The organism is Glutamicibacter nicotianae, from assembly GCF_002797775.1.
In the GTDB taxonomy this organism is placed as follows: Bacteria; Actinomycetota; Actinomycetes; order Actinomycetales; family Micrococcaceae; genus Glutamicibacter; species Glutamicibacter nicotianae.
Genome location: NZ_PGEY01000001.1, coordinates 1,211,133 through 1,223,621, shown reverse-complemented (window position 1 = coordinate 1,223,621; position 12,489 = coordinate 1,211,133). Strand labels below are relative to the sequence as shown.

Sequence of the window (12,489 nt, the reverse complement as noted above, 5' to 3'; positions counted from 1 at the left end):
AAGCCTCGCCTGTGCATTCGAGTGATCGGCTGCACAGCGAGGTTGAAGTGAAGCAGGGACGCGACGCCCACACACTCTCCCTCCTGGAGGCCAGTAGATACCGTCGCTAATCGAAAGGGACACACCATGGCTAACGCCCGTGCCCGCCGTACCGTACGCCTCTCGCGTGCGCTCGGCCTTGCATTGACTCCAAAAGCTGAAAAGTACATGGAGCGCCGTCCATACGGTCCAGGCCAGCACGGCCGCGCCCGTAAGAAGCAGGACAGCGACTACGCAGTACGTCTGCGCGAAAAGCAGCGTCTGCGTGCCCAGTACGGCATCCGCGAAGCTCAGATGCTGAGCGCCTTCAAGGAAGCTAAGCGCCTCGGCGGCGAGACCGGCGGCAACCTGCTGGCTCTGCTCGAGTCCCGTCTGGATGCCCTGGTTCTGCGTGCAGGCTTCGCCCGCACCATCCAGCAGGCTCGCCAGATGGTTGTACACCGCCACATCCTGGTCAACGGCCAGCGTGTAGATCGTCCGTCCTTCAAGGTGCAGCCGGGTCAGCTGATCCACGTGCACGAGAAGAGCGAGAAGATGGTTCCATTCCAGATGGCTGCAGCCGGCGAGCACGCAAAGGTGCTGCCAGCTGTTCCTGCTTACCTGGACGTGAAGCTGGAAGCCCTCCAGGCGACCTTCGTGCGCACCCCAGAGCGCGCCGAAATCCCAGTGACCTGCGAAGAGAACCTCGTGGTCGAGTACTACGCACGCTAAATCCGTGCGCTAGTTCCAAGCCCGCAGCCGGAAACGGTTGCGGGCTTGTCGCTTAACTACCTATCTCGGCTCTGACTTCGATAAGGTGGACTGGCACCAAAAACCCAAAGCAGAAGAGGAAGCACATGTCGGGTTCGGATATTGCAGGGCTCATCGCCGCCGGCGCGTTTGTCGTACTAGTTGTGCTGCTGGCAGTGCCGATCATCAAGTTGGGCAAGGTGTTCGACGAGCTGCGCAAATCGATCAAGGACCTGGCTGACGGAACCACTCCGTTGATCGGCGAAGTCGCGACCACCGTTGCGACCACCAATGACCAGCTCAAGAAGGTCGACGTCATCACCAGCAACGTTTCTGACACCACCGCCAACGTTTCCGCGCTGTCCTCGCTGATAGCAGCCACCGTTGGCAAGCCGCTGATCAAGGTTGCAGCATTCACCGAAGGCGTTAAGGCTGCCATGAACACCAAGCCAAGCGGCAAGGCACGCCGCAGCCGCTAAGCAGGCAACGCTGTTTGATCGAACACGTATCGGCGTGCTGAATAGGATACGGCCATCTGGTGGCCGCCAAGGAGACTAGAATGAAAAAGCTCTTGTGGGTTTCGATTGGAGTGGGCGTTGGCGTGCTCGCGTCCAAGAAATACGCTGAAGTTTCGTCCGGGGCGGCGCTGAACCGCCAGGTCGGCAAGTACGCCGACCGCGCCTCGGAATATTGGGAAGCCTTCCGCCAGGGAATGAGCTCCCGCGAAGAAGAATTGCGTTCCGCCTTGAGCGTGGACGCCGCTAAGTGAAGGGATCATCCGTAACACGATGAAAACGCAGGAAATTGCCCGTCGTTGGGTCGACTTTTTCGTCTCGAAGGGCCATGCCGCGGTGCCGAGCGCCTCGCTGGTCTCGGCCGACCCTTCGCTGTTGTTCACGGTGGCCGGCATGGTTCCGTTCATCCCTTACCTCACCGCGCGCGAAGAGCCTCCATATTCCCGTGCCACCTCGGTGCAGAAGTGCATCCGCACCGGTGACATCGAAGAGGTCGGCAAGACCGCCCGTCATGGCACCTTCTTCCAGATGTGCGGCAACTTCTCCTTCGGCGACTACTTCAAGAAGGAAGCCATCCACTTCGCCTGGGAGCTGCTGACCAGTTCCGTCGAGGACGGCGGCTACGGCCTGGACAAGGACCGCCTGTGGGTCACCGTCTACGAAGACGGCGACGAGAAGGACCTCGAGGCCCGCCGCATCTGGGAAGAAGAGATCGGCATGCCTACCGAGCGCGTTGTCGGCACCGGCAAGGAAGACAATTACTGGAACACCGGCCAGCCCGGCCCCGGCGGACCATGCTCGGAGATCTACTACGACCGCGGCCCGGCCTACGGCGTCGAAGGCGGCCCCGCCGTCGACGAGACCCGCTACGTGGAAATCTGGAACCTGGTGTTCATGCAGTACCGCCTCTCGGCAGTACGCTCCAAGACCGACTTCGACGTTGCCGGCGAACTGCCCAAGCGCAACATCGATACCGGCCTGGGCCTGGAGCGCCTGGCGATGATTCTGCAGGGCGTCGAGAACATGTACGAGACTGACCAGGTCCGTCCGGTCCTCGACAAGGCAGCCGAACTGGCCGGCGTCACCTACACCTCCACCGAGGATCCTGCCGACCCGAACCACGCCACCGACGTGCGCCTGCGCATGATCGCCGACCACATCCGCTCCTCGCTGATGCTGATCTCCGACCAGGTCACCCCGGGCAACGAAGGCCGCGGCTACGTGCTGCGCCGGCTGATCCGCCGCGCCGTGCGCGCCATGCGCCTGATGGGCGTGGACACCGAGGTGCTCCCTGAGCTGCTTCCGGTCTCGCGCGACGCCATGAAGGGCGTCTACCCGGAGGTCGAGGCCGATTTCGAGCGCATCGCCCGCATCGCCTACGCCGAGGAACGCGCCTTCCGACGCACCATCGCTTCGGGCACCACCCGCCTGGACGAGGCGCTGAACCACGCCAAGGAGGAAGGCAAGAACCTCTCCGGCGACGACGCCTTCACCCTGCACGACACCTACGGCTTCCCCATCGACCTGACCCTGGAGATCGCCGCCGAGGCTGGCCTGTCCGTCGACGAGTCGCGCTTCCGCGAACTGATGAACGAGCAGCGCACCCGCGCCCAGAAGGACGCCAAGGCCAAGAAGGCCGGCCACGCCGACCTGTCGGTGTACAACAAGCTGGCCGAGGCCGGCAACGTGCACTTCACCGGCTACGACACCCTCGAAGGCGAATCCTCCATCCGCGGCATCATCCGCGATGGCCAGGTCGTGCCGTTCGCCGAGCAGGGCCAGGAAATCGACCTGGTGCTCAACGAAACCCCGTTCTACGCCGAATCCGGCGGCCAGGCAGGCGACAGCGGCCTGATCACCGGCGACGGATTCGTGCTGGAAGTCACCGACGTGCAGGCCCCGGTCAAGGGCCTGAGCGTCCACAAGGTCATCGTGCGCGAAGGCGAACTGCCTGCCGAGGCACTGGTGCGCACCCAGGTCGACGCCGTGCGCCGCCGCTCCGGCGAGCAGGCGCACTCGGCTACCCACCTGGTGCATGCCGCCCTGCGCGAGCTGCTTGGCCCGACCGCCACGCAGGCCGGCTCCTTCAACAAGGCAGGCTACCTGCGCTTCGACTTCTCCTGGGCCGAGGCGCTGTCCGCTGCCGCGCGCAGCGAGGTCGAAGAGGTCGTCAACCTTGCCATCGCCGCCAACCACCAGGTCATCACCAACGAGATGGCGCTGTCCGAGGCGAAGAAGCTGGGCGCGATGAGCCTGTTCGGCGAGAAGTACGCCAACGACGTGCGCGTGGTGGAGATGAACGGCGCCTGGTCGCGCGAGCTGTGCGGCGGCACCCACGTGGACACCACCGCCCGCATCGGCCAGCTGACCCTGCTCTCCGAGGCTTCGGTGGGTTCAGGCAACCGCCGAGTCGAGGCGCTGGTGGGCATGGAAGCCTTCCGCCACGGTGCCGCCGAGCGCGCTCTGGTCTCCGAGCTTTCCGGCCTGTTCCGCGTGCCATCCAGCCAGGTCTCCGAGCGCGTCAACGACACCGTTGCCAAGCTCAAGGCCGCTGAGAAGCAGATTGCCGAACTCAAGAACCAGGCAATGCTGGCCCAGTCCGCGGCGCTGCTGCAGAAGGTAGTCACCATCGGCGGCACCCGCCTGCTGGCCCACAACGCCGGAGAGGTCGACTCCGCCGATGCGCTGCGCACCATGGCGCTGGACCTGCGCGGCAAACTAGGCTCCGAAGCCGCAGTCATCGTGCTGATCGGCGTGTCCAACGGCCGTCCGCTGGTGCTGGCGGTCACCAACGAGGAGGCCCGCGCAAACGGCTTCAAGGCCGGCGCCCTGGTCCGCACCGCAACCGGCGTGCTCGGCGGCGGTGGCGGCGGCAAGGACGACATGGCCCAGGGCGGCGGCCAGGACGCGTCGAAGATCGACGACGCGCTGGCTGCCATCCAGGCGGCACTGGCCAATGGCTAATGCCGCTCTCGGCGTCGACGTGGGCCTGGCCCGCGTCGGCGTCGCCGCATCCGATCCCTCGGGAATCCTCGCCACTCCGGTGATGACCCTGCGCCGGGATGCCAAGAAGAATTCGGATCTGCGGATGCTCTTGCGCATCATTGCCGATCGCGGCGTCACCGAGGTCTTCGTCGGGGAGCCGAAATCGCTGGCCGGCAACTCGACCGAATCCACCAAAATGGCACGTGACTACGCGATTGCCTTGGCGGAAGAAGCCGCAAGCGCTAATATCGAGCTTGAGGTTTTCCTGGTCGACGAACGCCTGAGCACCGTCAACGCGCATCGGTCGTTGCACGCCTCGGGCAAGAAGATGGCAGAGCACCGCAAGGTCGTCGACCAGGTCGCAGCCACCGAGATCCTGCAGCAAGTGCTGGAAATGCGTCGCAACAACGTCCGCGTGCAAGCCAGCCGGATTGTGCTGCGCTAGCCCACCACCGCTAGTGCTCCACAACGACCCGAGAGATGAGAGTTGATGCGAGAAGAAGCCCGCCACGAACGGCAACGCGAAACGCATCGCGCGCTATATGAACGCTTTGCCGCCGGAACTGGCGTGCCGATCGCACAACCCTCTGAACCGGAACTGGCCGGCGCCGAGCACTACCGCGAATCGCTAGCGGCCACCGCGGAACCCGGCGCTTCGGGCGGGGAAGACACCCACACCAGGTTCGTCCCCGCCCAAGCGGCCGCTGACCCCGAAATGCAGGAATCCGACGATCCTGCAGACGCCAAGGATGAGGACTACACCGGGGAAACGCACGCCGTACAGCCGGCAGTTGTCTTCGGCGACGAGCCGCAGGACGAGCAAGCCGCGGCCCACAAGGCCCAGCGGCGCAAGCGCACCAAGCGCAAGCGCAACCTGGTGATGCTGGCCACCGTCCTGATCTTCGCGCTGGTGGTCTCCGGCTCGGTCTTCTTCGTCAAGTCCGTGCTCAAGCAGTTCAACCCCGACGATTACCCGGGCCCGGGCGGGGCCACAGTGGAATTCACCGTGGAAGATGGCTGGGGCGTGAACATCATTTCGCGCAAGCTCGAAGAGCTCGACGTCGTCTCCGACGATGGCCTGTTCTCCGACGCCGTCGCCAACTCCGATGCGCAGAACAAGCTGATCCACCCCGGCACCTACCTGCTCAAGAAGCAGATGCCGGCGGCCGACGCTGCGGAGCTGCTCATCAACCAGCGTCCGGACAAGGTCTTCTATTTCGCGCTGAACGCCAATATGCGCATGGATGCCGCGATCAAGGAGATCGCCAAGGGCTCGGGCCTGAAGGAGAAGGACCTGCAGGCGCTGGCCAGCAAGCCGCAGGAGTTCGGCCTGCCCGACTCGGTGACGAACCTCGAAGGCTGGCTGCACCCGGGGGAGTACCGCTTCCCGCTGGAAACCAGCGCCAAGGAAGTGCTGGCCGAGCTGGTCAAGGCCACCAAGGTTTCCCTCGAGCAGGCGGGCATTACCGACCTCGACGAGGGCTACCGCATCCTGAAGATCGCCTCGATCCTGCAGGCGGAAGCGCGCACCCCGGACTACGCCACGGTCGCCGGAGCGATCGAGAACCGGCTGGATCCGGGCAACCGCGAGACGCACGGGCTGCTGCAGGTCGACTCCGCGGTGATCTACGGGCTGGGCCGCTACTCGCTGCAGTTCAGCGCGCAGGAGAAGCAGGACGCGTCGAACAAATACAACACCTACGTGCACAAGGGCCTGACGCCAACTCCGATCGGCTCGCCAGCGAATCCCGCGATCGAGGCCGCCGCCAATCCGGAAGACAACGGCTACTACTACTGGGTGACCGTCAACATCGAAACCGGCGAGACCAAGTTCGCCTCGACCTACGAAGAGCACCAGCGGTACAAGGCCGAATTCGACGCCTGGTGCGACGAGCATCCAGACGTCTGCTAGCGCAAGCCCGCGAACGAAAGACGCGTTGCCGCCCCCAGGGCCGGGCAATTACCAGCAGGAAGTCCATCAAGAAAATGAAGCAGGCAGCCGTCCTCGGCCACCCCATCAGCCACTCCAAATCGCCGGTGCTGCACCGCGCCGCCTACCAGCTGCTCGGCGCGCCGATCAGCTACAGCGCGATCGACATGGAACCGGGCCAGGCTGCCGGGCATGCAGCCGCGCTGCGCGCAGGCAACTGGGCCGGCTGCTCGGTGACCATGCCGCTGAAGGACGCATTCGTGCCATTGATGGACGACCTGTCCGCACGCGTGCAGCGCCTCGGCGCGCTGAACACCATCGTGGTCCGCGACGACGGCACCCTCTACGGGGAAAACACCGACGTCGACGGCCTGGTCCAGGCCCTCGCCGATTTCGGGCTCGACCAGTGCGCGCAGGCGATGATCCTGGGCTCGGGCAACACCGCGCTGGCAGCCATCGAGGCCGCCGCTGAAGTCGGCGTGCGCCAGCTGGAGCTTGTCGTGCGCAGCGCCGCGCGGGCCTCCCGGGCCACCGGATTGGCCGACCAGCTGGGAATGGAAACGACCGTCCACGAGATTTCGGGAATCGACCAGGCAGTGGCCGCGACACTGAACGATATCCCGCTCGTGTTCTCCACGCTGCCGCCGCGTGCGGCCGACGACTGGGTGCCGGTGATCGGCGCAGGCAGCGGCATCCTGCTGGATGTGGCCTACGACCCGTGGCCCTCTGCCTTGGCACAAGCATGGCAAGGCACCGTAATCTCCGGTATCCACATGCTCGTGCACCAAGCCGTGGAACAAGTGCGATTCTTCAGTGCCGGAGCCTGGCAGGAATCGCGCCGAGTGGACGTCACAAATGCGATGTATGACTCTTTGGGTCTGGCCCGACACCAGTAATCGGTTCGTGTCATGGCAAAATAGATGACATGTTGCGTTGGTTGACCGCGGGCGAATCGCATGGCCCGGCACTCGTTGGAATTCTTGAAGGCCTACCCGCCGGAGTATCGGTGGATAGCGAAGCAGTGCGGGAGGCACTGGCACGCCGCCGTCTCGGCTATGGCCGCGGCGCGCGCATGAAATTTGAAAAGGACCAGGTCACCTTCCTCGGTGGCGTCCGCCATGGCAAGACACAGGGCGGCCCGGTAGCCATCGAAATCGGCAACACCGAATGGCCCAAGTGGGAACGCGTGATGAACGCCGATCCGGTTGATCTGGATGAGCTGGCCTCGCTGGCGCGCAACGCGCCGCTGACCCGCCCGCGTCCGGGCCACGCCGATTTCACCGGCATGCAGAAGTACGGCTTCGAGGACGCCCGCCCGATCCTCGAGCGCGCCAGCGCCCGCGAAACAGCGGCCCGCGTCGCACTGGGCACGGTGGCCTCGCGTTTCCTCAATGATTTGGGCATCCAGCTCGTCTCGCACACCACGGCCGTTGGCGCCGTGGCCGCACCGGCCGATGCACCGCTGCCCACCGCAGCCGATGTCGCCGCCCTGGACGCCGACCCGCTGCGCTGCTTCCACCCCGAGACCAGCGTAGCCATGGTCGCCGAGGTCGACGACGCCCACAAGGCAGGGGAGACCCTGGGCGGCGTCGTCGAGGTCCTCGCCTACAACCTGCCTCCAGGCATCGGCTCCTACGTGCACTGGGACCGCCGCCTGGACGCGCGCCTGGCCGCCGCCCTGATGGGCATCCAGGCCATCAAGGGCGTCGAGGTCGGCGACGGCTTTGCCACCGCCGCGCGCCGCGGTTCGGCCGCGCACGATGAGATCGTGCACGCGGAAGACGGCAGCATCAAGCGCAACTCGAACCGCGCCGGCGGCATCGAGGGCGGCATGAGCATCGGCGAGGTGCTGCGCGTGCGCGCCGCCATGAAGCCGATCGCCACCGTGCCCCGCGCCCTGCGCACCGTGGACACCGCCACCGGCGAGGACACCACCGCGCACCATCAGCGCTCGGATGTCTGCGCCGTGCCGGCTGCCGGCGTGGTCGCCGAGGCCATGGTCGCTCTGGTGCTGGCCCAGTCCCTGCTGGAGAAGTTCGGCGGCGATTCGGTGGCCGAGACCAAGCGCAATATCGAGTCCTACCTGGCCAGCATCCCGGGCAATCTGGGTTCGACCGGCGTCTAGGAAGCACGCTTCAATGATCTACCTCATTGGTCCGATGGCCAGTGGCAAGTCCACCGTGGGCAAGTCACTGGCCACGGCCCTTTCTACCAGCTTCGCGGATTCCGACGCGGCCATCGTCGCCCACCACGGAACCATCGCGCAGATCTTCGCCGAACATGGCGAAGCGCATTTCCGCGACCTGGAAGTCCAGGCGCTGTGCCGGCTGCGCACCGGTGTGGTCGCCACCGGCGGAGGCGCGGTGCTGCGCGAGGAGAACCAGCAGCTGCTCTCGCGCGGCACGGTAATCTACCTGGAACTCGGCGAACAGGCTGCCGCCGAGCGCATCAAGGGCGACGGGCACCGCCCGCTGCTGGCTGGTGACGAAGCCCTCAAGAGCTGGATCGCCGTCTACGAAAAGCGCCGCCCGATTTATGAAATGCTCGCTGACGTGCATGTTCTCGTGGATGGAAAGTCCGTTTCGCAAATTCTCGACGAGGTATTGCCGCAGCTGGAACGGCTGTGATTAGCCTCACGAGATGCAACTTCTGGCCGGGCTCACGCGTACGCTAGAAAAATCACCACCATCAGGAGGAAGCTAGACTGATGCCTATCGCACCGACCACCATGAAGGTCACCGGAAGCACCCCTGCGGAGTCGTACCCCGTCATGGTCGGCAACGGCCTCTTGGGCCAACTGCCCGACCTGCTTGGTCCCGCGGTCAAGAAGGTCCTGGTCATCCACCCGCGAGCACTGCGCGCCACCGGCGACGTGGTTCGCGACGAACTGGCGAAGTTCGGCCTGGAGGCATTGACCGCGGAAATTCCGGATGCCGAAGAAGGCAAGCACATCCAGGTTGCCTCCTTCTGTTGGGAAGTGCTGGGCAAGAACGACTTCACCCGCTCCGATGCAGTCATTTCCGTGGGCGGCGGGGCCGTCACCGACGTGGCAGGATTCGTTGCTGCCACCTGGCTGCGCGGCGTGAAGGTCATCCATATTCCCACCTCGCTGCTGGCCATGGTCGACGCTGCCGTGGGCGGCAAGACCGGAATCAACACCGCCGAGGGCAAGAACCTCGTCGGCGCCTTCCACCCGCCGGCCGCTGTGCTCGCCGACCTCGACGCGCTGGCCACCTTGCCGAAGAACGAGCTGGTCACCGGCATGGCGGAAATCGTCAAATGCGGCTTCATCGCCGACGAGCGCATCCTGGAACTGATCGAAGAGGATCCGGCCGATGCCGTCGATCCCGCCAGCGACCGCCTGCGCGAGCTGGTCGAGCGCACCATCGCCGTGAAGATCGACGTGGTCTCGCGCGACTTGAAGGAATCCGGCGACCGCGAATTCCTGAACTACGGCCACACCCTGGCCCACGCCATCGAGCTGGCCGAGCGCTACCAGATGCGCCATGGCGCAGCCGTGTCCATCGGCCTGGCCTTCGCCGCCGAACTGGGCCGCTCGGTGGGCTACACCTCCGACGCCGTGGCCGACCGCCACGTCGCGATCCTGAAGTCCCTCGGGTTGCCGACCACCTACCGCAACGACCGCTGGGCGGCGCTGCTCGACGGCATGAAGCGCGACAAGAAGGCCCGCGGCAGCCAGCTGCGCTTCGTCGTGCTGGAAGAAATCGGCAAGCCGCGCATCTACGAAGTGCCCGATAACTCGCTGCTCTTCGCCGCCTACCAGGAAATCGGGGAGTAAGCACATGGTCGACTACACCGCATACGCCATTGACGTCGCATCGGTAAACCGCGAAGGTGTCGGCACAGCTGTTGAAGGCGTGCTGATCGATCCCGAGACGCTGAAGCCCTACATCGCCGACGAGGCGGCCGCCGAGCAGCAGCTGCTGGTGGGTTCGCCCACCGACCAGGTAATGGTGCTGCTCGCCCGGGGCGAGCTGGCCAAGGCCGGCGAGCTGATCGCGGAATCGCGTTTCGTTGATCCGACCAACGCCCATCTGCGCGTCCTGGACACTGAGCTGACCCGCATGCAGGGCGACTTCGATCGCGCGATCAACCGCCTGCGCAAGCTGGCCGAGGAATTCGCCGGCACCGCGTACGAGCCGCTGATGCACTACCATGCAGGCCTGTCCTTCTTCGCGAAGGGCGACTACAAGGCGGCGGCCACCCGATTCCGCAAGGCCCTGGAGCTGCGCATCGAGTTGGACGACGACGCATACCTGGTCAACGCGGCCAGCACCTGCATGCATATTGCCGAAGAGCGCGCCGCGCAGTAATGCGCGCCACCGCGCCCAACCCTTTGTGCCCCATGGCGCGTAGGGTAAACTTGAACATGGATTTTTGATAATGCCGGCTGCAGCTGGCGAAAATAGAGGATTGAGGAAACGTGGCGGATACAACTGACATCAAGAATGGACAGGTCATCAAGATCGATGGCCAGCTCTGGACCATCATCGACTTCCAGCACGTCAAGCCAGGCAAGGGCGGCGCATTCGTGCGCACCAAGATGCGCAACGTCATCTCCGGCAAGGTCCTGGACAAGACCTACAACGCAGGCACCAAGATCGAACTGGCCACCGTTGACCGCCGCGATTACCAGTACCTCTACCAGGATGGCGAAGACTACGTCTTCATGAACCTGGAAGACTACGACCAGCTCACCGTTCCCGGCGCCACCGTTGGCGACGCCGCCGGCTTCCTGCTGGAGAACCAGAACCTGACCATCGCCATGTACGACGGCAGCCCGCTGTACCTGGAACTGCCGGCATCGGTCGTTCTGGAAATCACCTACACCGAGCCGGGCCTGCAGGGCGACCGCTCCTCGGCTGGCACCAAGCCGGCAACCCTGGAAACCGGCAAGGAAATCCAGGTGCCGCTGTTCGTCGAGCAGAACACCAAGGTGAAGGTTGACACCCGCACCGGCGATTACCTGGGTCGTGTCAACTAGTGAGAGCCCGCGCCAAAGCCCGCCGCCGAGCCCTTGAGTTCCTGTTCGAAGCCGAGGCCCGCGATGCAGATCCGCTGGCCGTAGCCATCGCACGACGGGAAAACTCGGACATCGTACTCAACGAGTACTCGCTGGCGATCATCGAAGGCGTGACCGCCCATCTGGCCCGCATTGACGAAGTTCTCGAAAGCTACGTCAAGGACTGGACCATCGAGCGCATGCCAGCTGTTGACCGTAGCGCACTGCGCATCGGCGTGTGGGAGCTGCTGTACAACGATGACGTTCCCGACGCTGTCGCCGTGGCCGAAGCCGTGGTGAACGTGCGGGAATTGTCCACCGATGAATCGCCGGAGTTCGTCAATGGCGTTTTGGGCCGCATCCAGAGCGTCAAGGACACCCTGGTCGACTAATTCGATCCTCACGTTTCCGAACCCGGGCCGGAACCCTTTTGCGGGGTTCCGGCCCGGGCTTTTTTGCGCAGCCATTGCCCGCGGGGCCTGCGACGGCGAGGATAGGGTGCATGAACCAGAAGCCCGAACGCTGGAGCAAATCGGTGATCGTGCCGGACATGTGGCTTGATCCCGACCGGGATCCGCGGGAAGCAGGGGACGACCCGGCAGGGGAGCGGGCCACCTGCGAACGCTACCTGCGCGACTACCGGCTCACCATCGAGCTCAAATGCCAGGGCCTGGACGCGGCCCAGATGGCCTCGCGCCCGGTCCCGCCCTCCACACTCAGCCTGCTGGGCCTGCTGCGCCACCTCGGCGAAGTCGAGCGGGACTGGCGCAACTGGATCACCGCGGGCGAGCCTGCAGGCAGGATCTACTGGCCGGCGGGATCCGATTTCGAGGCGGTGCGCCCGGATCCCGCCCAGGCATCCCAGGCGCTGCGCATCCTGCATGAAGACCACGATGCCACCGACCGCCTGCTGGCTGGCTTCGAGGACCTCGGCCAGCGCGCAGGACGCGAGCAGGTGATCATCCGCGACCTGATGGTCCACCGCTTCGAGGAGTACGCCAGGCACAGCGGGCATGCAGACCTGCTGCGCGAATGCTTCGACGGGAGGGTGGGCCAATAGCGCAGCACACTTCCAACGGTCCTGGCCGCTTAGTGCGTGTGTCGATCGCAACACCTGCCGTGCCTGCGGCAGGGTCGGTTCACGGGATCTGCGTGATTCTGCCCCTCGGCGAGAACCGCCAGCTGCATCCTTGTGACCGATCCCACGCCCTATTCAGTGTCATGCATAGGTTTCCGCTAGGGAATCGCCTCGCGCTCGTGATAATTTG

At 64.8% G+C, this 12,489-nt stretch carries 14 protein-coding genes; all 14 read left to right on the top strand.

What is annotated here, in order from left to right; translation table 11 throughout:
* The first annotated feature begins 126 nt into the window (after window positions 1-126).
* The 14 genes from rpsD to ATK23_RS05515 all read left to right on the top strand — a co-directional run bounded on the left by rpsD (window position 127) and on the right by ATK23_RS05515 (window position 12,281).
* Window positions 127-750, top strand: coding sequence for a 30S ribosomal protein S4 (rpsD, locus tag ATK23_RS05580; protein ID WP_038991153.1), 624 nt, complete (start codon window positions 127-129; stop codon window positions 748-750).
* A gap of 125 nt (window positions 751-875) precedes the next feature.
* Window positions 876-1,247, top strand: coding sequence for a DUF948 domain-containing protein (locus ATK23_RS05575; protein ID WP_038991152.1), 372 nt, complete (start codon window positions 876-878; stop codon window positions 1,245-1,247).
* 80 nt (window positions 1,248-1,327) lie between these two features.
* The gene (locus ATK23_RS05570) at window positions 1,328-1,537 is read left to right on the top strand and encodes a hypothetical protein (RefSeq protein WP_066138487.1); all 210 of its coding nucleotides are present in this window, start codon (window positions 1,328-1,330) and stop codon (window positions 1,535-1,537) included.
* A 19-nt stretch (window positions 1,538-1,556) separates the two neighbouring features.
* The gene (alaS, locus tag ATK23_RS05565; protein ID WP_066138486.1) at window positions 1,557-4,247 is read left to right on the top strand and encodes an alanine--tRNA ligase; all 2,691 of its coding nucleotides are present in this window, start codon (window positions 1,557-1,559) and stop codon (window positions 4,245-4,247) included.
* Entirely contained in the window at window positions 4,240-4,713 is a 474-nt protein-coding gene (ruvX, locus tag ATK23_RS05560; protein ID WP_066138484.1) for a Holliday junction resolvase RuvX, read from the top strand. The genes alaS and ruvX overlap by 8 nt, the downstream gene beginning before the upstream one ends.
* A gap of 45 nt (window positions 4,714-4,758) precedes the next feature.
* Window positions 4,759-6,180: an endolytic transglycosylase MltG gene (mltG, locus tag ATK23_RS05555; RefSeq protein ID WP_066138483.1), complete on the top strand. Its 1,422-nt coding sequence runs from the start codon at window positions 4,759-4,761 to the stop codon at window positions 6,178-6,180.
* A gap of 74 nt (window positions 6,181-6,254) precedes the next feature.
* Window positions 6,255-7,094, top strand: a complete 840-nt coding sequence (locus tag ATK23_RS05550) for a shikimate dehydrogenase family protein (protein ID WP_066138481.1) — start codon at window positions 6,255-6,257, stop codon at window positions 7,092-7,094.
* Window positions 7,095-7,123: 29 nt separating this feature from the next.
* The gene (aroC, locus tag ATK23_RS05545; RefSeq protein ID WP_038991142.1) at window positions 7,124-8,323 is read left to right on the top strand and encodes a chorismate synthase; all 1,200 of its coding nucleotides are present in this window, start codon (window positions 7,124-7,126) and stop codon (window positions 8,321-8,323) included.
* Window positions 8,324-8,336: 13 nt separating this feature from the next.
* Window positions 8,337-8,825, top strand: coding sequence for a shikimate kinase (locus tag ATK23_RS05540; protein ID WP_066138479.1), 489 nt, complete (start codon window positions 8,337-8,339; stop codon window positions 8,823-8,825).
* Window positions 8,826-8,905: 80 nt separating this feature from the next.
* A complete protein-coding gene (gene aroB, locus ATK23_RS05535) occupies window positions 8,906-9,997 on the top strand; it encodes a 3-dehydroquinate synthase (RefSeq protein WP_066138477.1) in 1,092 nt (363 codons plus the stop codon).
* Window positions 9,998-10,001: 4 nt separating this feature from the next.
* Window positions 10,002-10,532: a tetratricopeptide repeat protein gene (locus tag ATK23_RS05530; RefSeq protein WP_038991136.1), complete on the top strand. Its 531-nt coding sequence runs from the start codon at window positions 10,002-10,004 to the stop codon at window positions 10,530-10,532.
* Between the two features lie 110 nt (window positions 10,533-10,642).
* A complete protein-coding gene (gene efp / locus ATK23_RS05525; RefSeq protein ID WP_038991131.1) occupies window positions 10,643-11,203 on the top strand; it encodes an elongation factor P in 561 nt (186 codons plus the stop codon).
* Complete coding sequence (gene nusB / locus ATK23_RS05520; protein WP_038991129.1) at window positions 11,203-11,613, top strand: transcription antitermination factor NusB; 411 nt, start codon at window positions 11,203-11,205, stop codon at window positions 11,611-11,613. The genes efp and nusB overlap by 1 nt, the downstream gene beginning before the upstream one ends.
* Window positions 11,614-11,723: 110 nt before the next feature.
* Window positions 11,724-12,281 carry a mycothiol transferase gene (locus tag ATK23_RS05515; protein WP_066138476.1) on the top strand — a complete coding sequence of 186 codons (558 nt, stop codon included), beginning with the start codon at window positions 11,724-11,726 and terminating at the stop codon, window positions 12,279-12,281.
* Window positions 12,282-12,489: the final 208 nt, after the last annotated feature.

Coding starts and splice junctions, on each gene's coding strand:
- ATK23_RS05540 (WP_066138479.1), top strand. CDS start 8,337: ATGATCTACCTCATTGGTCCGATGGCCAGTGGCAAGTCCACCGTGGGC.
- alaS (WP_066138486.1), top strand. CDS start 1,557: ATGAAAACGCAGGAAATTGCCCGTCGTTGGGTCGACTTTTTCGTCTCG.
- ATK23_RS05575 (WP_038991152.1), top strand. CDS start 876: ATGTCGGGTTCGGATATTGCAGGGCTCATCGCCGCCGGCGCGTTTGTC.
- ATK23_RS05515 (WP_066138476.1), top strand. CDS start 11,724: ATGAACCAGAAGCCCGAACGCTGGAGCAAATCGGTGATCGTGCCGGAC.
- aroC (WP_038991142.1), top strand. CDS start 7,124: ATGTTGCGTTGGTTGACCGCGGGCGAATCGCATGGCCCGGCACTCGTT.
- ATK23_RS05570 (WP_066138487.1), top strand. CDS start 1,328: ATGAAAAAGCTCTTGTGGGTTTCGATTGGAGTGGGCGTTGGCGTGCTC.
- ATK23_RS05550 (WP_066138481.1), top strand. CDS start 6,255: ATGAAGCAGGCAGCCGTCCTCGGCCACCCCATCAGCCACTCCAAATCG.
- ATK23_RS05530 (WP_038991136.1), top strand. CDS start 10,002: ATGGTCGACTACACCGCATACGCCATTGACGTCGCATCGGTAAACCGC.
- rpsD (WP_038991153.1), top strand. CDS start 127: ATGGCTAACGCCCGTGCCCGCCGTACCGTACGCCTCTCGCGTGCGCTC.
- ruvX (WP_066138484.1), top strand. CDS start 4,240: ATGGCTAATGCCGCTCTCGGCGTCGACGTGGGCCTGGCCCGCGTCGGC.
- aroB (WP_066138477.1), top strand. CDS start 8,906: ATGCCTATCGCACCGACCACCATGAAGGTCACCGGAAGCACCCCTGCG.
- mltG (WP_066138483.1), top strand. CDS start 4,759: ATGCGAGAAGAAGCCCGCCACGAACGGCAACGCGAAACGCATCGCGCG.